Source organism: Halobacterium wangiae (genome assembly GCF_021249345.1).
In the GTDB taxonomy this organism is placed as follows: domain Archaea; phylum Halobacteriota; class Halobacteria; order Halobacteriales; family Halobacteriaceae; genus Halobacterium; species Halobacterium wangiae.
Map to the genome: position 1 here is coordinate 73,563 of NZ_CP089588.1, position 21,461 is coordinate 95,023.

General features: G+C 69.1%; 27 protein-coding genes and 1 tRNA gene. 11 read left to right on the forward strand and 17 right to left on the reverse strand.

Translation table 11 applies throughout. The features are described 5' to 3' along the window. Nucleotides 1-6: 6 nt before the first annotated feature. A complete protein-coding gene (locus tag LT965_RS00355) occupies nucleotides 7-1,413 on the reverse strand; it encodes a class II fumarate hydratase (RefSeq protein WP_232702028.1) in 1,407 nt (468 codons plus the stop codon). A gap of 64 nt (nucleotides 1,414-1,477) precedes the next feature. Further along, nucleotides 1,478-1,732, reverse strand: a complete 255-nt coding sequence (locus LT965_RS00360; RefSeq protein ID WP_232702029.1) for a BolA family protein — start codon at nucleotides 1,730-1,732, stop codon at nucleotides 1,478-1,480. A gap of 114 nt (nucleotides 1,733-1,846) precedes the next feature. Between LT965_RS00360 and LT965_RS00365 the strand changes: the two genes are divergently transcribed. Beyond that, a complete protein-coding gene (locus LT965_RS00365) occupies nucleotides 1,847-2,272 on the forward strand; it encodes a CBS domain-containing protein (protein ID WP_232702030.1) in 426 nt (141 codons plus the stop codon). A 13-nt stretch (nucleotides 2,273-2,285) separates the two neighbouring features. Here LT965_RS00365 and fen read toward each other — a convergent pair whose 3' ends face one another. From fen to LT965_RS00385, 4 genes are read right to left on the reverse strand one after another with little or no spacing between them, the layout of a single operon-like run. Then, on the reverse strand, nucleotides 2,286-3,269 hold the full coding sequence (gene fen, locus LT965_RS00370) for a flap endonuclease-1 (protein WP_232702031.1): 984 nt from the start codon (nucleotides 3,267-3,269) through the stop codon (nucleotides 2,286-2,288). 37 nt (nucleotides 3,270-3,306) lie between these two features. Continuing rightward, nucleotides 3,307-3,519 (reverse strand): hypothetical protein, encoded by a 213-nt coding sequence (locus LT965_RS00375; RefSeq protein WP_232702032.1) that lies wholly within the window; start codon nucleotides 3,517-3,519, stop codon nucleotides 3,307-3,309. Nucleotides 3,520-3,526: 7 nt separating this feature from the next. Then, the gene (locus LT965_RS00380) at nucleotides 3,527-3,724 is read right to left on the reverse strand and encodes a hypothetical protein (RefSeq protein ID WP_232702033.1); all 198 of its coding nucleotides are present in this window, start codon (nucleotides 3,722-3,724) and stop codon (nucleotides 3,527-3,529) included. A gap of 30 nt (nucleotides 3,725-3,754) precedes the next feature. Further along, a complete protein-coding gene (locus LT965_RS00385; protein ID WP_232702034.1) occupies nucleotides 3,755-4,333 on the reverse strand; it encodes a GNAT family N-acetyltransferase in 579 nt (192 codons plus the stop codon). Between the two features lie 59 nt (nucleotides 4,334-4,392). Between LT965_RS00385 and LT965_RS00390 the strand changes: the two genes are divergently transcribed. Both LT965_RS00390 and LT965_RS00395 read left to right on the forward strand, forming a co-directional pair. Then, nucleotides 4,393-4,962 carry a class I SAM-dependent methyltransferase gene (locus LT965_RS00390; RefSeq protein WP_232702035.1) on the forward strand — a complete coding sequence of 190 codons (570 nt, stop codon included), beginning with the start codon at nucleotides 4,393-4,395 and terminating at the stop codon, nucleotides 4,960-4,962. Nucleotides 4,963-4,985: 23 nt separating this feature from the next. After that, on the forward strand, nucleotides 4,986-5,387 hold the full coding sequence (locus tag LT965_RS00395) for a DUF3054 domain-containing protein (RefSeq protein ID WP_232702036.1): 402 nt from the start codon (nucleotides 4,986-4,988) through the stop codon (nucleotides 5,385-5,387). Here LT965_RS00395 and LT965_RS00400 read toward each other — a convergent pair. After that, the gene (locus LT965_RS00400) at nucleotides 5,374-6,615 is read right to left on the reverse strand and encodes an MFS transporter (RefSeq protein ID WP_232702037.1); all 1,242 of its coding nucleotides are present in this window, start codon (nucleotides 6,613-6,615) and stop codon (nucleotides 5,374-5,376) included. The genes LT965_RS00395 and LT965_RS00400 overlap by 14 nt on opposite strands. Nucleotides 6,616-6,761: 146 nt before the next feature. On the opposite strand from LT965_RS00400, the gene LT965_RS00405 reads away from it, so the two are divergent. Both LT965_RS00405 and LT965_RS00410 read left to right on the forward strand, forming a co-directional pair. After that, nucleotides 6,762-6,971: a DUF8015 family protein gene (locus LT965_RS00405; RefSeq protein ID WP_232702038.1), complete on the forward strand. Its 210-nt coding sequence runs from the start codon at nucleotides 6,762-6,764 to the stop codon at nucleotides 6,969-6,971. A 55-nt stretch (nucleotides 6,972-7,026) separates the two neighbouring features. Beyond that, nucleotides 7,027-8,025, forward strand: coding sequence for an ornithine cyclodeaminase family protein (locus LT965_RS00410; protein ID WP_232702039.1), 999 nt, complete (start codon nucleotides 7,027-7,029; stop codon nucleotides 8,023-8,025). A 157-nt stretch (nucleotides 8,026-8,182) separates the two neighbouring features. Here the strand turns inward: LT965_RS00410 and LT965_RS00415 are convergent, their stop codons facing one another. The 4 genes from LT965_RS00415 to LT965_RS00430 form a co-directional block, all read right to left on the reverse strand. Further along, a complete protein-coding gene (locus tag LT965_RS00415; protein ID WP_232702040.1) occupies nucleotides 8,183-9,133 on the reverse strand; it encodes a presenilin family intramembrane aspartyl protease PSH in 951 nt (316 codons plus the stop codon). Between the two features lie 52 nt (nucleotides 9,134-9,185). After that, nucleotides 9,186-9,413, reverse strand: a complete 228-nt coding sequence (locus LT965_RS00420; protein ID WP_232702041.1) for an H/ACA ribonucleoprotein complex subunit GAR1 — start codon at nucleotides 9,411-9,413, stop codon at nucleotides 9,186-9,188. Continuing rightward, the gene (gene srp19, locus LT965_RS00425) at nucleotides 9,413-9,694 is read right to left on the reverse strand and encodes a signal recognition particle subunit SRP19 (protein ID WP_232702042.1); all 282 of its coding nucleotides are present in this window, start codon (nucleotides 9,692-9,694) and stop codon (nucleotides 9,413-9,415) included. Before srp19 ends, LT965_RS00420 begins: the two co-directional genes overlap by 1 nt. 64 nt (nucleotides 9,695-9,758) lie before the next feature. Then, nucleotides 9,759-10,877, reverse strand: a complete 1,119-nt coding sequence (locus LT965_RS00430) for a PGF-CTERM-anchored ABC transporter substrate-binding protein (RefSeq protein WP_232702043.1) — start codon at nucleotides 10,875-10,877, stop codon at nucleotides 9,759-9,761. Between the two features lie 58 nt (nucleotides 10,878-10,935). Between LT965_RS00430 and btuC the strand changes: the two genes are divergently transcribed. From btuC to LT965_RS00455, 5 genes are all read left to right on the forward strand, one after another. Further along, entirely contained in the window at nucleotides 10,936-12,039 is a 1,104-nt protein-coding gene (gene btuC, locus LT965_RS00435) for a vitamin B12 ABC transporter permease BtuC (RefSeq protein ID WP_232702044.1), read from the forward strand. Beyond that, nucleotides 12,036-13,235 carry a heme ABC transporter ATP-binding protein gene (locus LT965_RS00440; RefSeq protein WP_232702045.1) on the forward strand — a complete coding sequence of 400 codons (1,200 nt, stop codon included), beginning with the start codon at nucleotides 12,036-12,038 and terminating at the stop codon, nucleotides 13,233-13,235. The genes btuC and LT965_RS00440 overlap by 4 nt, the downstream gene beginning before the upstream one ends. Before the next feature lie 43 nt (nucleotides 13,236-13,278). Then, complete coding sequence (locus LT965_RS00445) at nucleotides 13,279-15,276, forward strand: COG1361 family protein (protein WP_232702046.1); 1,998 nt, start codon at nucleotides 13,279-13,281, stop codon at nucleotides 15,274-15,276. A gap of 26 nt (nucleotides 15,277-15,302) precedes the next feature. Continuing rightward, nucleotides 15,303-15,839: a thermonuclease family protein gene (locus LT965_RS00450; protein ID WP_232702047.1), complete on the forward strand. Its 537-nt coding sequence runs from the start codon at nucleotides 15,303-15,305 to the stop codon at nucleotides 15,837-15,839. Nucleotides 15,840-15,909: 70 nt separating this feature from the next. Next, on the forward strand, nucleotides 15,910-16,230 hold the full coding sequence (locus tag LT965_RS00455; RefSeq protein ID WP_232702048.1) for a hypothetical protein: 321 nt from the start codon (nucleotides 15,910-15,912) through the stop codon (nucleotides 16,228-16,230). A 70-nt stretch (nucleotides 16,231-16,300) separates the two neighbouring features. Here LT965_RS00455 and LT965_RS00460 read toward each other — a convergent pair whose 3' ends face one another. The 4 genes from LT965_RS00460 to LT965_RS00475 all read right to left on the reverse strand — a co-directional run bounded on the left by LT965_RS00460 (nucleotide 16,301) and on the right by LT965_RS00475 (nucleotide 19,556). Then, on the reverse strand, nucleotides 16,301-17,179 hold the full coding sequence (locus tag LT965_RS00460; RefSeq protein ID WP_232702049.1) for a CPBP family intramembrane glutamic endopeptidase: 879 nt from the start codon (nucleotides 17,177-17,179) through the stop codon (nucleotides 16,301-16,303). A gap of 135 nt (nucleotides 17,180-17,314) precedes the next feature. After that, nucleotides 17,315-17,388 (reverse strand) — tRNA-Thr (locus tag LT965_RS00465). Between the two features lie 59 nt (nucleotides 17,389-17,447). Next, on the reverse strand, nucleotides 17,448-18,488 hold the full coding sequence (locus LT965_RS00470) for a class I SAM-dependent methyltransferase (RefSeq protein WP_232702050.1): 1,041 nt from the start codon (nucleotides 18,486-18,488) through the stop codon (nucleotides 17,448-17,450). Nucleotides 18,489-18,554: 66 nt separating this feature from the next. Next, a complete protein-coding gene (locus LT965_RS00475) occupies nucleotides 18,555-19,556 on the reverse strand; it encodes an aldo/keto reductase (RefSeq protein WP_232702051.1) in 1,002 nt (333 codons plus the stop codon). Nucleotides 19,557-19,642: 86 nt separating this feature from the next. Between LT965_RS00475 and dph5 the strand changes: the two genes are divergently transcribed. Continuing rightward, on the forward strand, nucleotides 19,643-20,428 hold the full coding sequence (gene dph5, locus LT965_RS00480; RefSeq protein WP_232702052.1) for a diphthine synthase: 786 nt from the start codon (nucleotides 19,643-19,645) through the stop codon (nucleotides 20,426-20,428). 21 nt (nucleotides 20,429-20,449) lie between these two features. On the opposite strand, the gene LT965_RS16525 is transcribed toward dph5, so the two are convergent. After that, nucleotides 20,450-20,584: a hypothetical protein gene (locus LT965_RS16525; RefSeq protein WP_269782705.1), complete on the reverse strand. Its 135-nt coding sequence runs from the start codon at nucleotides 20,582-20,584 to the stop codon at nucleotides 20,450-20,452. Nucleotides 20,585-20,637: 53 nt separating this feature from the next. Continuing rightward, nucleotides 20,638-21,423, reverse strand: coding sequence for a VOC family protein (locus LT965_RS00485; protein WP_232702053.1), 786 nt, complete (start codon nucleotides 21,421-21,423; stop codon nucleotides 20,638-20,640). Between the last annotated feature and the right edge of the window lie 38 nt (nucleotides 21,424-21,461).

Genomic DNA, 21,461 nt, shown 5'->3' on the forward strand with positions numbered 1-21,461 from the left:
CGCTGCTCAGTCCTGCCCGGGGATGCCGCGGTGAGTCATCTTCTCCGGGTCGAGGGCGTCTTCGGCCTCCGCCTCGGAGAGGTACCCCTTCTCGACGACGACCTCCTTCACGGTCTTGCCCTCCTTGAGCGCCGTCTTCGCGACCTCGCTGGCCTTGTCGTAGCCGATGGCGGGATTGAGTGCGGTCGCCAGCGCCATCGAACGGTCGACCTGGCGCTCGCAGTGCTCCTCGTTGGCCTCGAGTTTCGCGACGAAGCGCTCGGCGAACACCTCGCTGGCGTTCGCGAGCATACTCGCAGACTGGAGGAAGTTGTACGCGAGCACGGGCTTGTAGAGGTTGAGGTCGAGTTGGCCCTCGGCGGCGCCCGCGCTCACGGCGGCGTCGTTGCCCACGACCTGCTTGTGGACCTGGTTGACGGCCTCCGCGACGACCGGGTTGATCTTCCCGGGCATGATCGAGGAGCCAGGCTGGTTCTCCGGCTGTTCGATCTCGCCGAGGCCATTGCGCGGCCCGGAGGCGAGCAAACGGAGGTCGTTGGCGATCTTGTTGAGGCTGCCCGCGACCGTGCGGAGCGCGCCGTGGGCCTCCGACATTGCGTCGTGGGCGGCCTGCGCCTCGAAGTGGTCGTCGGCCTCGCGGAACTCGATGCCGGTCTCCTTGCTGATGTACGACGCCGCCTTCCCCGGGAAGTCCGGGTGGGTGTTGAGACCGGTGCCGACGGCGGTGCCGCCGAGCGCGAGTTCCGCCAGCCGCGATTTCACGTCCTCGACGCGGCGGCGCCCCTTCTCGATCTGGGTCCGGTAGCCGCCGAACTCCTGGCCGAGTCGGACCGGCGTGGCGTCCTGCAGGTGGGTGCGCCCCGTCTTCACGACGTCGTCGAACTCGTCGGCCTTCTCGTCGAGGGCGTGCTGGAGCACCTCCAGAGCCGGTTCGACGTCCTTCTCGACGGCTTCGAGCGCCGCGACGTGCATCGCGGTCGGGATGACGTCGTTGCTCGACTGGCCGTAGTTCACGTGGTCATTGGGGTGGACCGCTCGGTCGCCGATACCCTCGCCCAGGATCTCGGCGGCGCGGTTCGCCACGACCTCATTGACGTTCATGTTCGAGGACGTTCCGCTACCGGTCTGGAAGACGTCGACGGGGAACTGGTCATCGTGGTCGCCCGAAATGACCTCGTCGGCGGCGTCGGCGATGGCGTCGGCCGTCTCCTCGTCGAGGAGGCCGAGGTCGTAGTTCGCCTGCGCGGCCGCCTTCTTCACGACGCCGAGCGCGCGCACGAACCGGCGTCCGAAGGTGATGCCCGAGATGGGGAAGTTCTCGACGGCGCGCTGGGTCTGCGCGCCCCAGTAGGCGTCTGCCGGCACCTGCATCTCCCCCAGACTGTCCCGCTCCGTTCGATAGTCTTCGCTCATGTGCAGAACGTGGATTGGTGGCTGCGTAAAACCCACCGAATCGACTCAGCTTCGCCGCTTGGCTTCAGTCCTCTCGCGCGTCGTACTCCTCGGGGGTGTACGTCGACAGTTCGAGCGCGTGGACGTCGGTCGTCATGACGCCGTCGAGGGCGTCGTAGACGCGCTGGTGCTGCTGGACGAGGCGCTCGCCCTCGAACGCCGGGGAGACGACCGTCGCCCGGAGGTGGTCCTCGTCGTGGTCGCCCCGCATCTTCGTCACCGTCGCCTCGCTGTCCGGAATCGCGTCCTCGATGAGTGCTTCGACGTCGGAGAGGTCCATACGCCGCCTCGGTCGGCCGGCGAGAAAAGCGCGTGGGTCCGGGCCGCGGCGTATAACCCGCTTGTGCCTGAAAGGTCGATTCTTACCGTCGCTCGTCGCCTACGGTTCGTCACTATGCCTGTAGGCGAACTCGGCCCAGAAGACGTAGTCACGGTGGAGAAAGACGCCAAGATAAGCGACGTCGTCGACCAGCTCGAGTCCGAGAACGTCGGCGCCATCGTCGTCACGGACGAGGAGAAGCCGGTGGGCATCGTCACCGACCGGGACGTGGCGCTCGCGCTGAACCGGATGGACGATCTCGCGACGGGGGACGTCACGGACATCATGACCGAGGACCCGGTGACGCTGCGCGAGGACGACCCGGAGCTCGCGGTCGCGCGGACCATCGAGGACGAGAACGTCCGGCGCATCCCCGTCGTCGACGAGGACGGCAAACTGACCGGGATCGTGACCCTGGACGACCTCGTCGCTACGGTCGGCGAGGAACTCGGGAAGGTATCGAACACGATCGAGAGCCAGTCGCCGGACTACAAGCCGTAACGCCGTGCCGCGCTCAGGTCCACTGGTCGAGACCGGTCTGCGTCACTGCCTCCTCGATGCGTGAGAACCCGCGCTCGACCTCGTCGGCGTCGACCTCCCACTGCTCGGTGACGAACTCGCGAGCGGCGGCTACGTCCGGCGAGAGGTCGGTGTGGATGGCGTAGTCGTCGGTGACGTCGGGGTTCAAGAACAGTTCGCGGATGCGGTCGCCGTACTCGACGTACTCGTCCTCGGCCTCCAGGACGCCCCAGAGGTCGCCGTGCTCGTGGATGGCCTTCAGCGCGGTCTTCGGGCCGAAGCCGTCGATACCCGGGTTGAAGTCCGTCCCGCAGAGGATGCCGACGTCGACCAGCTGTTCCCACGTGATGTCGTGTTCGTCGAGAGTCGCCTGGAAGTCCATGCGCTCGGGGTCGCCCTTGCTCGTCAACTGGCGGAGCGTCAGCGGCGACCCGAGCAGGAGGCAGTCGTAGTCGTCGCTGCCGGCGTAGTCGACGGCGTCGTCGACGCGCGCCATGTACGACGCCTGTGCCTCGCCCTCCGCGGGCGCCTCGACCTGCGGCACGTCGAGGAGGTCGAACAGCTCCCGGGTCGTCTCGTGGATTGTCTCGGTGAGCCGTTGCGTGCGGGCGTCGAGCCGTGCGGCCTCCAGGTGGTCGCCGGCCTCGCGGGCGTCCGCGAGCTGCTCTTCGTACTCCTCGCGCTGGTCGCGGCGCTCCTCGATCTCCTCGTCCTTCAGTTCGGTGACGCCGCCGTCCCAGACGAACACCGGCGTGAGGTCGTGCTCGAAGAACTTCGGGAGTCCCTGCACGACGCCGACGAGGTTCGCAACCTCCACGCCGTCGGTGGTCGTGTAGACGTCGTCGCGGGTCCACTGCACCGTCGTCGTGAGGTACTTGTACAGCCAGTTGTGCACGTCCACGGCCACCACGCTCCCCTCCACGGCCGCGAAGGGGACCTCCTCGATGGCCGCGAGTTGACGGAGGTCGGCGTTACCCATTACGCGTGCTTGGCGCCCCCCGTGCTTGAAACTTCAGTCACGAACCGAGCGCGCTCGCGATCACGAGCAGGGAGATGCCCACCGAGTTAACTCCCATGCCGAACCCGCGCCACTGACGGCGCTCGCCGACTGCCTCGGCGTACCGCGGCGGCAGACGCGTTCGTACGAACCCGGGCGCGAGCATCGCTGGGACGCCGATGAGGAGGTGGAGCGCGGCGAGCACGTACAGGAGGAGTGAGAGTATGGACACGGGTGAGTCAGACGCTAGTGATCAACAGCAGGCCGACGCCGGCGGAGACGAGGCCCGCGGCGCGCCACTGCTGGTCGTCGCCGCCGATACCCGGGAACACCCTCCGAAGGGCAGCTTCGACTCTGGTCGGTACGATCACGGCGGCCGCGCCGACTACCACGCACAGCGACCCGACGGCCAGCGCGACGAGCGAAACGGGAGACACGCGGAGGAGTTGGCTGGCCACCGTGAAAAGTCACCCGTCGACTCTCGCGGGCGGCGACGCGCCACGCTTGCGGTCGAGGAACGCCGACTCGGCGTCCGAGAGGTCGCGTTCGCGGTAGCAGTCGAGGCCCGCCTGGTAGCTCGCGTCCCGTTCCGCTGCGGGACGTTCGAGGACGAGTTCCGCGACACCCGTCTCCTCGCCCGTGAAGCCGAATCCGGCCTTGTGGAGCGCCTCGTAGGCGAACGGGTTGTTGACGGCGATTCGAACGCGGTCGTAGTCGTCGTGGAGGTGGTCGGCGACGAACGCACAGAGGCGCGCGCCGACGCCGTCGCCGCGCCGGTCCTCGTGGACGGTGACGTACCGGAGCCACGCCGACGCCGCGTCCGTACGGTCCTCGTTGAACGAGACGGCACCGACCACGTCCGAGACTGGTTCATCGGCCTCGCGAGCGGCCGGCGGCCAGTCCTCCCGGTCCGCGAGCGCCGCGCCCTGGTAGGCGATCGCCTTCCCCGTGCTGGACATCACGAACTTGCCCGCGTAGCTGAACGCCCGCCAGTCGAGGCGGAGCGTCGGTCCGTCATCGGGGTCGCCGAGCACCGCGTATCGCACGCTCGACCGTTGGCAACCGAGGGCAAAGAGTTGCGTGGCTGGCACCCGGTGCCGAACGTATGCACGACGTGCCGTACTTCGACCGGTTCGCGGGTGTCTACGACCTCGCGATGCCGTCCGCCGACCGGGCGGACATCGAGGCCGGATTCGCACACGCCGAGCGACCCGTCGAGCTGGTCCTCGACGTCGGTGGCGGTAGTGGACGGGTCGCCCGCGCTCTCGATCAGCACGCAGTGGTCGCGGACGCCAGCCGGGGGATGCTCGCCGAGGCCCGGGACCACGGTCTACCGACGCTCCAGACGGACGCCGGGCGACTCGCCGTCCGCGATTCGAGCGTGGACGCCGTCACCATTGTCGACGCGCTCCACCACTTCCCCGACTGGGACGCGGCCGTCGCGGAGGCCAGCCGAGTGCTCCGTCCGGGTGGCGTCCTCGTGGTTCGGGACTTCCACCCGGCGACGGTCCGAGGGCGACTGCTGGTCGCCGTCGAGCACCTCGTCAGCTTCGAATCGTCGTTCGACACCCCCGACGAACTCGCCGCGGGAGTCGCGGCGGCGGGCCTCGACGCCCGCGTCCTCGAGCGCGGGTTCACGTACACGGTGGTCGGCGTCGAACCGGGAGACGGATAATCCCCCGCCGAGAACCGCGCCGTATGAACATCGTCGACGTCGACGCGCGGGCGTTCGTGCGGTTCCTCCCCGGGGACCTGCTGGCCGTCTTCGCGCTCGTTCTGGTCGGAACGATGCAACACGGGTCGCTGACCGCCGAGCGGTACGCCGGCGTCCTGGTCCCGTTCCTCGTCGGCTGGCTGGTCGTCGCGCCGCTGGTCGGCGCCTACGCCTCGGAAGTACTGGAGTCGACGCGCAGCGCGCTCGTGCTGGGCGTCGCGTCGTGGCTTGGCACCGACTTCGTCGGGCAGGTGCTGCGGGGCACCGACTACTTCCCCGGCGAGGCGGACCCCGTGTTCTTCCTCGTCGCGCTGCTGTTCGGCGGACTGTTCGTCGCCGTCACGCGGTTCGCGACGCTCGTCGTCGTCGACCTCACCGGTAACTGAGCCAGGCGGCGACGCCGGCGGCGAGCGCGGCGAACAGCGCGAGCACCGCGAACAGCGTCGGCGGGCCGGCGTACTGGAGGACGCCGCCCGCGATGGCCGCGCCGAGCGCGCCCACGCCGAACACGCCGAGGTAGGTGTAGCCGTAGGAGAGCCCCCGGGTGCCGGCCGGCGTGTAGACGGCGACCGTCGCCTGGTACAGTGGCTGGATGACGAACAGCGTGAACCCGAGGAGCGCGCCGACCACGAGCAGCGGGACGAGACCCACCTCGGACGCCGGGAGGAACGCGAGCGCGAGGACGACGAGCGCGCCGAAGCTGACCGCGATGGCGCGCTCCGTCGAGACGCGGTCCGTGAGTTTACCACCGACGTACTGGCCGAGGACCCCCACCATCAGCAGTCCCGAGTAGGCGTACCGGTAGGGCTCTATCTCGCGGCCGGCGAACTCGACGGGCGCGAACGCGGGGAACTCCGAGAGCACGTTCGGCAGGAAGGTCAACACGCCGCGGTAGTAGAGGCCGTCGAGCATCACGACCAGCAGGATGGCCGCGAACGGCCCGACGAGCAGCAGTTTCGACTCGGCGACGAACTCCGAGAGGGAGCCGACGCCGACGCTGCCCTTCGAGTCGCCGCCGTCGGCTTCCGCCTCCGGGACGGCCGCGCGCTCGTCGAAGCGCACACGGACGGCGACGAGTCCGGCGACGACGGCGGGGGCGGCGAGCACGATGGCGACCGTCCGCCAGTCCGCGACGAGTAACAGCAGCGTGACCGCCAGCGGGCCGAGTGCGATACCGACGTTACCCGCGATGCCGTGGTAGGCGAACGCGTTCCCGCGAGCCTCGACACCGGTGCTAATGAGCGAGAGCCCCGAAGGGTGGTAGACGCTCGCAGCGATCCCCCAGCAGACGAGCGCGAATCCGACGGCGAGAATCGAGGGTGCGAACGAGAGCACGACGAAGGACGCCGCCATGCCGAACAGACAGCCAGCGATGAGGCGGCGGGAACCGAACCGGTCCGAGAGCACACCACCCGGGAGCGCGCCGAGGCCGAACAGGCCGTAGCCGACGGCCACGATGACACCGATGGTCGCCCGGTCGACCGGGAACGCCTCCAGCCACAGCGGGATGAGGATGGGGATAGAGAGTTCGTAGGTGTGGACCATCGCGTGCGCGAGGGAGACGAGGCCGACGATGGCGCGGTCGTTGCGGTTCACTGCGATCGTCTGCATCATCCACGTGGGGCGTTATAGACGTGTCCAAACCGGAGACGGTTCGCGTTATCTGGTGCGTAACGGCCGACGAGCCATAACTTATGCAGTGCATTTCCCAATAGTCCGGGGAACCTTTATTGTGGTTCGGGCACAACAGTAGGACAACCATGACCGGGTACTACGACGCGCTTCTCGTTCTCATTCCGGTCGCGCTCGTCGGCGTCAGCGCCGTTCTCGCGGCGATTGGCGCGGCGAACACGACGGCCGTCACCCTCGGCGGCGTCGTCGCGGCAGGACTGGTTGCACACGGACTCTTCGTCAACGAACCGAGCTCGACCGACGCCGCCCCCGACTCGTCGTACGAACCCGCCGACTGACGCGGCGACCCGGGCGGCCTCAATTCTTAACCCGCTGTCGGACGAATCGACGCACATGACCGAGACGCTGTTCCTCGCCGACGAGGACGTCGCCGACCTCGCCGACCCCGCCGACTACGTCGACGCCGTCCGGGAGGGGTACCGACAGCGCGGCGAGGGTGCGCCAGCGAAACCGCGGACGAAGCTCCTCAACGAGTCACCGCCGGGCATGTTCACCGCGTACGCAGCCGTCCTCCCGGAGACCGGCGCGATGGGGGGCTACATGTACAGCGCCGGGTTCGAGGAGCGGGACGCGTGGTTCGTCACGCCGCTGTTCGACGCGACGACGGGGGAACCGCTCGCCATCGTCGACGGGGCGCGGATGAACCCGTTCAAGACTGGTGCCGTTGGCGCCGTCGGCGTCGACGCACTCGCTCGCGAGGACGCCAACACGCTCGCCGTGATCGGCAGCGGCGCACAGGCACGGGGACAGCTCCGCGCGACGGCGACCGTGCGAGACCTCGACACCGTCTGGGTGTACTCCCCGACGAAGGAGCACCGCGAGTCGTTCGCCGCGGAGATGAACGAGCGGCTCGACGCGTCGGTCGCAGCCGTCGCGTCTAGCGCGGCGGCAGTCGAGGAGGCGGACGTCGTCGTCACCGCAACGAAGGCGAGCGAACCCGTCTTCGACGGCGAGAACCTCGCGGATGGCGCCCACGTCACCGCAATGGGGCAGTACGACCCGAACAAGCGGGAACTGGACGCGGCCACCATCGAGCGCTCCGTCTACGTGCCTGACCTCCGTGAACGCGCGACGCAGGACGCCGGGTCGTTCATCCAGGCGATCGAGGAGGGCGTCGTCACGCCAGACCACGTCCACGCAGAACTCGGCGAGGTGGTCGCCGGACACGCTACGGGACGAGAGTCGCCCGAGGACGTCACCGTCTTCGACAGCGGCGGCACGGGCATCGAGACGGCTGCCGCGGCCTACATGCTCTACGAGCGCGCGGTCGAACGCGGCCGGGGCACCGAGATCGAGTTCGCGCCGGCCAGCGAGGCGCTCACCGGCGAGTAGTCCGAGAGTTTACGTACCAGAGCGGGACCAGGCCCGCCCGTGACCTGAGAACGTGCGTGGAGCGGCCAGCGGGAGTGCGGCGGCACCCTCCACGAGACCGCAGTGAGTGCTCCGGCCAGCCTCGCCCGGAGCGCCCACCGGCCGTCGCCTGTTCGCCCTACACCCACTGCGCGAGGCCGAGTGCCTCCACGAGCGGGATTCCCGCAGCGAGTGCGCCGACCAGGTAGCCGAGGATGGCGCCCCCGTTCAACAGCGGTAGCCCCGCGTGCGCCCGCCCCTCGAACACCATCCGCATCAGGACAAGTAGCCCCATCATCGTCCCGACGATCGCGGTCAGCGCGGCGAGTTCCACGCCGAACACCTCCGGCGTGTCGAGGAAGAACGCGGCACTCGCCACGAGAATCGACGGCATCACGGCGTCGCCGAGGCCGATGAAGTACGCGCCCCGGTCCGGACCCGATTCGTCGCGTTCGCCCTCGGCTGCCGACTCGGCCACCTCCTCGGCGTCCTCGCGGAAGGAGTAGTCGAGCGTCGTCGGGACGACCAGCACGACCGGGAGCCTGAGCTCCATCACGCCGGAGGCGAGCGTCAGCATGTGTTCCGTGCCGTAGACACTGATGGCGTCGTAGACGGCGAGCGCCGTCAGCAACACGATCGCCGGCAGGATGCCGAAACTGATGCCGAACAGCGCCGCGGCACCCATCCCCATGATGGCGCCGGCGCCGTCGATGACCCACCACTCGGGGTAGGCGTACAGCGCGACCACGAGGACGGCCGCGGGGACGTACGCCGCGAGGTTCACGCCCGCGACGTCGACGGCGGGGAGCGCGACACCGAAGACGTAGGACGCGATGAACCCGCTCGTCAGCAGCACGAATCCGCGGAGGATCCACTGGACATCGTACTTGATGACGAGCAGGATCGCAGCCGTGACGACCAGCAGGAAGCCGACGTAGAAGACGCTGTTGAGCGGGTTCTGGGGGTCCTCCGTCGACTGGAGGCCCGCGTCCTCGAACGGTTCGAGGAGCGCGAGCGCGCCGAACTGGACGACGAGAAAGAGGCCGACGACGACGCCGAGCACAGCGACGACGCGGGTCGAGTCATTCATACCCAGGTTCTCTCACCCGCCCCGCTTTGGTGTTGCGACTCGGGCGAACCAGTCACCGGACGTACAGCGTCTGCCCGACGAGCGCCGGCAGGTGGACGCCGCGGTCCGGCGTGACCGAGAGGTACGGCCGTTCGATCGGCCCGAACACGTCCACGACGCGGCCGACCGAGTCCAGGTTCTGGTCGACGACGCTGGCCCCGATGTCCGGGTGCTGCTCGTCGTCGCAGCGCACGACCGCGACGTTCTGTGCGGTTCGCACCACGTCGCCGGCGCGACGCATCAGTCCCGGAGCGCCGTCACGTACGCGGCGACGGCCTGCAGGAGGTCGGACTTCCCGGCGTCGTCGGCGTCCTTAACGAGGACGCGACCCGAGCCCTCCCAGTGGCGCCTGGGGTAGGCGACGTCGCGTTCGACGACGGCGTCGTAGCCGACCTGCTGGACAGCGGTCGCGATCTCGTCGACGGTCGGCTCTTCGACCGCGAGCGAGCTGGGGACGCGACGTCCCTCGCGGCGGGAGAGCGTCGCGTCGAAGTAGGCGGGCCAGATGACGTTCTCGACCATGGCGGAGCGTACCGGTTCACGCGGTTAAATGGTATCGGAGCGTGCCGCGACGGACGGAGCCGCGTTACCGGCGAGCGAGCAGCGCGGCGCCGAGCACGGCGACGACGGCGGCAGGTACGCCGAACCCGGGGACACCGCCGCCGGACTCGTCGTCAGTGGTGTCGGCCGTGGTCGTCGCGTCGGCCGTCGTGGTCGTTGGCGCTGCAGTCGTCGTGGTCGTGGTGTTAGCGTCGGCGTACGCCTCGGGGTGGAACGCCTGGGCCATCTGCGTCATCGGCTCGACGATGCGCGGCGCGGGCTGACTGAGGTGGTTCGTGTCCACGACGACGATGTTCCCCTCCTCCCAGGCGGTCGTGTTCCGGACGACCGAGTCCTGAGGGATGTACGAGCGGGAGTCGTTGCCGAGTTGCTCCGGGGGGACGCTGACGACGACGAACTCGGGGTCCTGCTGGGCGATGAACTCCTCGGAGAGCTGCGGGTACGGCTGGCTGGTGTTCGCCTCGTTGGCGACGTTGTGACCGCCGGCTCTCTCGATTATCTGGCCGACGAAGGTGTTCGGGCCAGCGGTGTAGCCGGCTTCCGTCCCCCAGTAGACGCGGGGTCTCTCCTCGCCAGCGACGGCCTCCTCGACCGTCTGGACGCGGTCGCGCATCTCGGAGACGGTCTCCTCGGCGCCCGCGCACTCGCCGGTGAGCTGGCCGATGAGCTGGGTCTTGTTGTAGATGCTGTCGACGGAGTCGGCCAGTTCGAAGCGGTAGACGGTGATGCCGGCGCCGCGGATCTGCTGGACCGAGTCGTTGTCGATGGTGTTCGGTGCGAGCACCAGGTCGGGGTCCAGGCTGATGACCTGCTCGACGTTCACCGTCGACGGGAAGCCGGAGGTCACGACCTCCCGCGACTCGGCGCCCTCGAGGTAGCCGCCGAACTGCGAGATACCGACGACCTTCTCGCGGCCGCCGATCTCCCACATCGTCTGTGCTGCACTCGGGTTCAACGTGACGACGCGTTCTGGTTCCGCGTCGACAGTGACCTGGTGGTCGCTGGCGTCGGAGTCGGTCAGTGGGAACTCACACTCCAGTGCGCCGCCGTCCTGTGCACCGATGGCGCCGGCGGCACCCGCGGCCGGCACCACCGCACTCAGAATCAGTAGGACTACACCAACTGCAGTTGCAGTTCTGTGCATACACCACCGAGGCCACTAACGCAATAAATATTTGTCTAAAGCAAATACGGTTGTAGTGATGCGCGCGTTCACCCGGGCGAGTCTCTGGACCGCCGCCACCTTCGCCGTCCTCGTGGCAGTCATGCTCGCCAGTGCGACCATGGGCCACGCCTCCATCCCAGTCGACCAGGTGGCCCTCGCGGCCCTGGAGACGGTTGCCGTCCCCACCTCGGTCTCTCCGTTCGTCGACTCGGCGACGCTTCCCGTCGTCGGGTCGCTCCCTTGGCCTGCCATCGACGTGGGCTACAGTTCCCCCCTCCAGTTCGACGTCCCCGGCGAGGCACAGTACATCGTCGGCCAGCTCCGCATGCCCCGTATCGTGCTCGGCGCGACCGTCGGCGCCGCGCTCGCGGTCGCCGGCGCCGTCATGCAGGGGTTCTTCCGCAACCCGATGGCCGACCCCTCTATCATCGGCGTCTCCTCCGGCGCCGCGGTGGGTGCAGTCACCGTCATCGCGTTCCCCGCGCTCCTCCCGTTCGGCGTTCAGGTGGCCGCGTTCGGCGGCGCGCTCGTCGCGGCGTTCGCCGTCTACCTCCTCGCGACACAGGACGGCCACACGCCCGTCGCGACGCTCCTGCTGGCTGGCATCGCCGTCCAGACGTTCCTCGGCGCGGTCACCTCCTTCGTCGTCGTGAAGTCCGGGAAGAGCATCCGCGAGGCGATCTACTGGCTGATGGGGCACCTCAACGGGAGCCGCTGGCACGAGGTCGAACTCGCGCTCCCGACGGTGCTCGTCGGCACGGTAGTCTTGTTCGCGTACGCGCGGGACATGAACGTCCTTCTCGCCGGCGAGGAGGACGCCCACACCCTCGGCGTCGACGTCGAGCGCACGAAGCGACTGCTGCTCGTGGTGGCGAGTGTCGTCACCGCCGCCGCCGTCGCCGTCGCGGGCGTCATCGGCTTCGTCGGTCTCGTCGTCCCGCACGCGATGCGCCTGCTCGTCGGCCCCGACCACCGCGTCCTCCTCCCCACGTCTGCGTTCGCCGGCGGCGCGTTCCTCGTCGTCGCCGACACGTTCGCCCGCACGGGCGCAGCCGAACTCCCCGTCGGCATCGTCACCGCGTTCGTCGGCGCCCCGTTCTTCCTCTACCTGCTCCGCGACCGGGAGGTGCGTGCGCTGTGACCCTCGACGTCCGGGACGTGGACGTGGAGCTGGGCGGCGAACTGATCCTCGACGCCGTCAGCGCGACTGTGGCGGACGGGCGCCTCGTCGGCGTCGTCGGGCCGAACGGCGCGGGGAAGTCGACGCTGCTGCGCGCGATGAACGGCGTCGTCGAACCGGCTGTCGGGACGGTCCTCGTCGACGACGAAGCGGTCGAGGAGCTCTCATCGAAGGCCGCCAGCCGGCGCATCGCCAGCGTCCCCCAGGACACCCACGTCTCCTTCGAGTTCACCGTGCGCCAGACCGTCGAGATGGGGCGCCACCCCCACGTCCCACGGTTCGGTACGGACGACGACCCCGGCGCCGTCGACCGCGCGATGGAGCGCGCGGAGGTCGCGCAGTTCGCGGACCGCGACGTCACCTCGCTGTCCGGCGGCGAGACCCAGCGCGTGCTGTTGGCGCGCGCGCTCGCCCAGCAGGCGCCCGTCCTCCTGCTCGACGAACCGACGGCGAGCCTCGACGTGAACCACCAGATCCGGACGCTCGAACTCGTCCGTGGTCTCGCCGACGACGCCGACCGCGCGGTCGTCGCGGCCATCCACGACCTCGATCTGGCCGCGCGCTACTGCGACGAACTCGTCCTCCTGGCGGACGGTCGGGTCGTCGACTCCGGGCGCCCCGAGGACGTCCTCACCCCCGCCGCGGTGAGAGACGCCTTCGACGCGCGAGTCGCGGTCGGCACGGACCCGACGACGGGCGCGCCCACGGTCACGCCGCTCCCCGACGTCGAGGACGGCGTCGACCGCCGCGTGCACGTTCTCGGCGGCGGTGAGACTGGGGCGCCACTGATTCGCCGCCTCGCGGACGCTGGCGTCGTCGTGACCGTCGGCCCGGTCGTCGAGGGCGACGTCGACCACGAGACGGCCCGCCGGTTCGGCGCGGACGTCGTGACCGTCCCGCCGTTCGCCGGTGCCGACGACGGGGTCGGGCGCGCTCGCGAACTGGTCGACGCTGCCGACGCCGTGGTCGTCGCCGCCGACGCCGCCGGACTCGGGGCGAACCCGGCGCTCCGGCGGCGAGCGGCGAACGCCCTGGTCGTCGGCGACGGACCGACGGGAACCCGGGTCACTCCCGGCGGACTCGTTCCAGCACTCGCCGCCCTCGACGACGAGAGCGGCCAGTTCGCGCTGGCTGACGGCGGTAACGACGAGGAGTGACGCGGCCACGTCGCCTATGTACGTCGGGCCCACAGGTGGGGCCATGATACGTGCGGTGGCGCTGTCGGTGCTGGTCGTCGCGTCGCTCGCTGTCGGTCCCGCCGCCGGGGCGTCGCCGGTCCTCGACGACGCTATCGACTCCTCCGCGGTCGAACAGTCCCGGGCTGCAGACGCGCAGTCGACGGCCGCCCAGCTGACCACCCGGACCATCGAGAAGTCGATCCGGCTCCACCGGACGCCCGGCGAACCCGGTGAGATCGACGTCTCCGCGACCTACGACGTCCCCGACGAACTCACGTCGATGAAGGTGCGACTCCCCGCGGAGGCTCACGACGTGAGGAGCAAGTCGTTCTCGCCGGACGGCGACCGCTACGCCTGGGACGGGAACACAGACCCTGCGACGCTCCGGTTCTCGATACTCGCGAACCAGTCGGCCAGTGGTGCGCGCTCGCCCGCGGTAGCCGCGGACGGAACGTACTCGTTCGCAGACACGGGCGAGTGGGCGCTCGTCACCGTCCCAGGGCTCGGCACGGAGTGGAGCTGGCGGAACGCCGACTCAGTCACGATCACCGAGGACGTCGCCGTCGACGGCCCGGGTTCGACGGGCGGCGAGATAGCCTACCTCGGCGACGTCGAGGAGTACACCCGCACGGCGAACGGCCAGACGTTCACGCTCGTCGTCCCCGAGCGCGCGACGATGGCGGAGCCACCCGGTGACGTCCTCGACGCGCTCGCGGCGGCGTCGAGTCGGCTTCGGGTCGGCGCCCGGGACGAGAACGTCTGGTTCGTCGCCGCGCCGGCGAACGACGACTGGGGCGTCAGGGGCGTCGAGTACGGCGGCAACGACGCCTGGGTACTCGCCGACGCGGCGCTCTCGGACCCGGGGAACGTCTGGCTGCACGAGTACGTCCACACGCGCCAGGACTACACGACGGCGGCCAGTGGACGCTGGACGATGGAGGCGGCCGCCGAGTACTACGCGGCGTCGCTCTCGATGCGTGCCGGTCTCGTCGAGTTCGACTCGTTCCAGCGGTACGTCGGCTACGGCGAGCGCAGTCCGTGGCGCGACGCGACGCTCGCCCGGCCGGAGACGTGGGCCGCCGGCGCGAACTACCTCAAGGGGAGCCTGGTCTGGGGGAGTATCGACCGGCGACTCCGCCTCGAAACCGACAGCGGCGCTACGACCGACGACGTGGTCTGGCGGCTGAACGACCAGGACGGCCCGGTGACGAACGCGGACGTGCTGGACGCCGTGGCCGCGGTGTCCTCGTCGTCGACGCGCGAGTACGCACAGCGGTACACGGAGACCAGCGCGACCCCCGGGATGTGGTCCGAGCGCGAACACGCCGAGGCGTTCGACACGCAGCCCGCGCGCATGCGCTACGACAGTCTGTCGTACGACGTCACGGGGCCGTTCCGCGACGAGTCGGTGGGCGCCCAGCCCACCGTCTACGTCGGCGAGACGCTCACGCTGTCCGCGACGGTGACGAACGACGGTGGCACCGCGGGGACGTACGTCGTGAAACTCACCTTCGACGACGCTCCACTCGCCGAGGCGCGGGGCGAACTCGACCCCACCCAGAGCGACGACGTCCGCCTCCAGCACGAGTTCGCCGAGCCGGGCACGTACAACCTCACGGTCGGCAGGGACACCGTCCAGGTGACAGTCCGGCAACCCGCCGAGCCAGTCGTCGAAAACCTCTCCGTCTCCCCGGCAGCGGTCGCGCCCGGAGCGGACGTCTCTGTCACCGCGACGTTCTCGAACCCGACCGACGACCCCGCGACGGGAACCGTCCCGCTCACCGTGGACGGCCAGCAGGTCGGGAGCTTCGACGTCACGCTCGGGGCCGACGAGTCGGTCACGCGCTCCCGGACGGTCACGCTCGACGAACGGGGGGAGCGCGAACTCGGCGTCGGCGACCTGACCGTCCGCGTCACCGTCGGCGAGTCGGAGGCGCCGGTTCCCGGCTTCGGGGTCGGCGTCGCGCTCGCCGTGCTCGCGCTGACGGGCGTCGGCGCCCTCGCTCGTCGCGAACGTTAACAAGCCGGACCGCCGAACGTCGCCCCGTGAACCGACGCACCCTCGCCGTCGTCGTCCTCGTCGCGCTCGCGGGCTGTTCCGGGTCGCTGGTCGAACAGGAGCCAGCGCCGGACGAACGCACCGCGACGGTTGTCCACGTCGTCGACGGCGACACCCTCGACGTGCGCTTCGCGGACGGTACCGAGGACCGGGTCCGCCTGCTCGGCGTCGACACGCCGGAGGTCCACGGCGACGTGAACCCAGACGAGTTCGAGGGCGTCCCGGACACCGAGGCCGGGCGCGCCTGCCTCCAGACGTGGGGCGAGCGCGCCAGCGGGTTCGCCGACGAACGCCTCGCGGACGCCACCGTCACCGTGACCGTCGACGGCGAGGCCGACCGCCGCGGCGGCTACGACCGCCTGCTCGCGTACGTCACCGTCGAGGGCGACTCGTTCAACCGTGCGCTCCTCGAGGACGGCTACGCGCGACTGTACGACACGGAGTTCTCCCAGCGCGACGCGTTCGCGGCCGCCGAACGGCGGGCGCGCGAGAACGCCACCGGACTCTGGTCCTGCGCCAGCTAAGGCGACCGGGCGCCGACCGGAGCGCCCCCGGCGAGAACCTTTTTCAACGGGTCCGGTGTACGTCGTCCGCATGGCGAGCGACACCGGGGACATCGACGCGCTGCTGGACGACATGCACGAGCGGGCCGCGGCGATGGAGGGCCAGGCCGACCTCCCGCTTGACGAGATGTTCCCGCCGGGTTTCATGCAGCGACACACCCACGACGACTCCATCGACGCGTTCCTCGACGCCTGCGAGTGGGACGTCGACTCCCGCGAGGCGTTCGCGGACGTCCCCCAGGACGAGTTCGACGACTACGTCGCCGGACGGACGCGCTTCGGCGACTGGGACGCGATGGTCGGCCGCGCAGGCGAGGAGTGGATGGCGCGGCAGATGGGGATGGAGCTCTGAGTCCGGGCGGGAGCCGGACGGCCACCGAACGACGAACGGCAGGAGACGGAGCAGATTCCTCGGCGACCAGTTACGTACGAGTGTCGTGAGGACGGGGTGGTCGTGGCACTTCTTCGTCACTCGTCAGGGTCTTCGCCCCCCAGACGGCTGTGAGTATCACTGCGAGCAGCACCCAGTGAGCGTAGTAGAACAGGTCCCCGACCACGACGGTTTCGGAGACGAAGTTCACCCATCCGTGCAACAGGATGATCCCGAGGATGCTGCGCGAGGTGTGGTTGTAGACCCACGTGAACGTCACCGAGAGCGCGACGATTCCGACCATGAACAGCCAGAACCCCGTCGTGGCGAACCCGACACTCTCGGCCTGGAACGACCCCTCGACGAAGAACAGTGGGAGGTGCCAGACCGCCCAGACGACACCCAGGATCAGGCTGGCACTCAACGCCGACCAGTTCATCTGCAGTCGGTCTAGCGCGTAGCCCCGCCAGCCCAGTTCTTCGAGGATGGGCGGGAGCGTCGCGAAGAACAGCGCTGGCAGGATCGCCAGTGGCGTGACGCCGAACTCCTGTACCCCTTCATCCAGCGTGGCGCCTGGGCCACCGAACAGCACGTCCACGACTCCAGCGACGACGGTTACGACGGTTGGGACCAGGAGGATGACGAGGAACCACGCGACCCCGATTCGGCGAACCGACCTGATGCGGTTCCAGAAGTCCGCCCGCCCACGCTCGTCGTAGACGAGGTAGACGAACCCGACACCGGCGGCTCCGGGTCCGGTGAGGCCCACGAGTAGCAGCGCGAGCCCCGCGGCGCTGTCGAAGCGCACCCCGAGGGCGATCGCTGCCAGCCAGAAGCTCCACGTGATGGCGTACGTCACGGCGAAGAACAGCCAGGGGTTCCCCGCGGAGATGGACGTGTCGCCGATCGTCGGACGTGCTGTCTCTCCCATACGACAGTTACTCCCGCCAGGTGCTTAGTTCGACGTCAGTATCGAATCGACCGGCGGATAGCTGTACGGGGGTTCCGCGATACCAGTGTGGATTCCGAGTAGAACGGGAGAACGGATTCGAAGCGTCGTTCCTGAAGCCGGTAAAGGGATTTGAACCCTTGGCCTATTCCTTACGAAGGAATCGCTCTACCAGTCTGAGCTATACCGGCGCACGTCACTTCCTGTGCGCATCCTACCGTAGCCGCATACGAGAAATAAGGCTTGCGAATCACCGGCGGGTGAGACGGGCGTCCACGACGACGTTGAGTTCGTGGGGCGCGTACGACCGCACGGAGCGATGGGTCTCGACGGTCACGTCGTAGGCGGGTTCGGCGGCTTCGCGGATCGCCGCCTCCGCAGGGCCGTACGGGTCGTCCTCGTGCTGGATGTCGTAGAGGTGGAGCACGCAGTCGTCGCCCGCGAGCGCGACGGCGGTGTCGAGGAACTCCTCCGCGGTGTGGGGGAGGTTCATCACGACGCGGTCGGCCCAGTTCTCGTAGTCGCCGGCGAGGTCCCTCACGTCCCCGGCGATGGCGGTGACGCGGTCGGCGACCCCGTTGCGTTCGGCGTTCCGCCGGAGGTAGTGGATGGCGCGCTCGTTGATGTCGGTGGCGACGACGTCGGCGCCCGCGGCGGCCATCGGCACCGCGTATGGGCCGACGCCGGCGAACATGTCGAAAGCCTGCTCTCCCGCGTCGACTTGCTCGACGACGCGGTGGCGTTCGGTCGCGAGGCGCGGCGAGAAGTACACCTCGGCGATGTCGAGTTCGAACTCGCAGCCGTACTCCCGGTGGACCGTCTCAGTACTGGAAGACTCGCCCTGCTCGTCTTCCAACCCTCGTCTCGCCTCGCTCGACTCAGTGCTCTCGCCGGCGAGGACGTCCCAGTCGCGGACGCGCTCGGTGCCCTTGATCTTCGACGCCCGGTTGACCACCGTCCTCGCGCGCACGTCCGACTGGACGATGGCGTCGGCGATACGCTGGGCGCGCTCGGGGTCGTCCTCGTCGACGATGACGACGTCGCCGAGGCGCTCGTAGCTGGGTTCGAAGCCGAGGATGTCCGCGGGGTTCGTCTGCGTGCGGCGCTCGGGCGCGTCGAAGTCGACCACCGCGAGGTCCCCGGGAACGGCCGCTGGGTCGGTGACCGGGATGTAGAGGAAGCCGTCCTCGCCGGTGATGGTGTGGTCGCCGTCGACGAGGTCGGCGTCCGCGAGGCGGCGGCGGGTGGCTTCGCCGTCCTCCGTGGGGACGCGCACGCACGGGACTGGCATCGTGGGTGCTCGGCGCGGCGCGGCCTTACCGGTGTCGCTTCCGCGACGACCGGCGCCGTCGGGCGCTCAGTCGTCGGTGTCGCCCGCTCCGGTGCGGGCGTCGTCGATGCGCGTCCGCTGGTTGTCGGAGAGCGAGAACTCGGTGGCGCCGACGTTCTCGTCGAGTTGGTCTGTCGTGCGCGCGCCGACGATGGGCGTGCAGGTGAACGCCTCGCGCTCGATTAGCCAGCGGAGCGCGACCTGCGCGGGCGTCCGATCGAGTTCGTCGGCGACGTCGCGAATTTCGTCGAGGACCTGCCAGCCGCGCTCGCTCACGTAGTAGTCCGCGAACTGGTCGTCGAGGTCGGCGCGGGAGCCCTCCGGACCGGTGACGCCGCCGCTGTCGTCGCGCTCGTACTTCCCGGTGAGGAAGCCCCCGGCGAGCGGCGAGTACGGACAGACCGCGAGGTCCTGGTCGGCGCAGACGTCGAGGTAGTCGGCGACGTCCTCGCCGGCCGCGGCGTGGAACATCGGCTGGGTCACGTCGAAGCGCGCGTGATCCTCGACGTCGGCGGTCCACAACGCCTTCGTCAGTTTCCAGGCCGCCATCGTGGACGCCCCGAGGTAGTTCACTTTCCCCTCCTCGACCAGGTTCGTGAGCGTGTCCAGCGTCTCCGCGATGGGCGTCTCGTCGTCCCAGCGGTGGATGTAGTAGACGTCGAGGTAGTCCGTGCCGAGGCGGTCGAGGGTCCCGTCTATCTGTCGCCGGATGTGTTTCCGGGAGAGACCGCTGTCGTTCGGACCCTCGCCCATCGAGCCGTACACCTTCGACGCGAGCACGAAGTCCTCGCGGTCGTAGTCCGCGATCCAGTCGCCGATCCACTCCTCGCTGGTGCCCGACGGCGTGCCGTAGACGTTCGCGGTGTCGACGAAGTTGACGCCCTGCTCCCACGCCCGGTCGAGCAGGCGGTGGGCCTCACGTTTCGTGGTCTCGACCTCGCCGCTGTCCGCCTCGCGGCCGAAGCGCCACGTGCCCAGACAGAGCTGCGAGACCTTCGTTCCCGTGTTGCCGAGGGTGACGTACTCCATGTGTGAAGCGTCGTCTGCCACCGGCAAAGTCGTTGGTCCCGCGGCAGTCTCGAAACCCATAGGGTCGCTCGCGAACAACTCCGCCCATGCTCACGTTCGTCGGTCTCGGACTCTACGACGAGCGCTCGGTCACCGTCGCGGGGCGCGACGCTATCGCCGCCGCAGACCGTGCGTTCGCGGAGTTCTACACCAGCAGACTCGTCGGCGCCGACGTCGCCGACCTCGAAGCCTACCACGACACCGACATCGAGGTCCGGGACCGCGCGGGCGTCGAACAGGACCCGGGGCCGATCCTCGACGCCGCCGAGTCGGGGGACGCCGTCTTCCTCACCGCCGGCGACACGATGATATCCACGACGCACGTGGACCTCCGGCTGCGGGCCGAAGAACGCGGTATCGACACCCGCGTCGTCCACGCGCCGACAGCCGAGTCCGCCGCCTCCAGTCTGACGGGGCTCCAGAACTACCGCTTCGGGAAGGCGACGACACTCCCGTTCGAGTGGGCCCACGGCGCCGACGGCGTCCCCGGGTCGGTCGTCGATACCATCGAGGCCAACCGCGAGCGCGGCCTCCACACGCTCTGCTATCTGGACATCAAGGTCGACCACCCGCGAATCGAGGGCGACGAGTACATGACCGCGAGCCACGCCGCCGGCCTGCTCGCCGAACACTGGAATCCGGACGCGCTCGGCGTCGTCGTCGCACGTGCGGGCGCACCGGACGCGACAGTTCGCGCCGCTCCGCTCGAGACACTCGCAGCACTCGACTTCGGCGACCCGCTCCACCTGCTCGTGCTCCCGGGCGACCTCCACCACGTCGAGCGGGACGCGCTGGTCGGCCTCGCGGACGCGCCCGCGGACCTGCTCGAGTAATCAGCTACTGGCCGGGTTCGGCTACCGCAGTTTCTCGAAGACGGTGCTGTTGCAGTTCGAGCAGGAGCGGCGGTTCCGCCGGTAGGTCTTCCCGCAGTTCTCGCACTTCCACTTCGGCTTCAGCGACTCCGGCTTCAGCGACTGGAGCAGTCCCATGTCCCTGGTACGGCGTCGCCGTGGAAAAGGTGTACGAACGCGTGGTTCGTCCGTCAGGCCGACCGGTCCATCGGCGACTCCGCGGGGTCCAGCACCTCGATCTCGTGGCCGTCGGGCGTCTTCGTGAACGCGTAGTTGTAGTCGCAGGACTCGGGGTCGCGGTAGTCGGCGGCCTCACGGGTGAGCAGGTCCTCCCAGTCACCGACCAGGTCGTCGGTGCGGACGGCGAGGTGGCCCCAGTCGTCGCCGTGGTCGTAGCTGCGGCCGTCGTAGTTGTAGGTGAGTTCGACCGCCATCGCCTCGTCGGCGGCGCCCCCGGGTTTCGCGAAGTAGTTCGCGAACGTGTCGGACTCCCAGCGGCCCGTGTGTTCGTACTCGAACTTCCGCGTCCAGAAGCCGAGGTGCTGGTCGGCGTCCTCGACGCGCACCATCGTGTGGTCGAGACTCCACTGCTGGCCGTAGTCGCGCTCGACGAGTTCGACCTCGTGGCCGTCCGGGTCCGTGACGAACGCGTAGGAACCACCGCAGGAGTCGGGGTCGCGGTAGTCCTCGACGCCCTCGTCCATCAGTTGCTCGTAGGCGTCGTAGACGTCCTCGGTGCGCACGGCGATGTGACCGAACGCGTCCCCGAGGTCGTACTCCGCGGTGTCGTGGTTGTACGTGAGTTCGAGGAGCGCGCCCTCGTCGTGGACGTCCTCGGGGCCGAGGTAGACGTTCGTGAACGTCTCGGCCTCCCAGCGCGCGTGTTCGACGTAGTCGAGGTGTGACTGGTACCAGTCCAGTGATTCCTCGAGGTCGCCGACGCGCATCATCGTGTGGTCGAGTACGAAGTCGCTCATGTTCGGACGGTGCACTGCGGCGTCGAAAAGCGTACCGG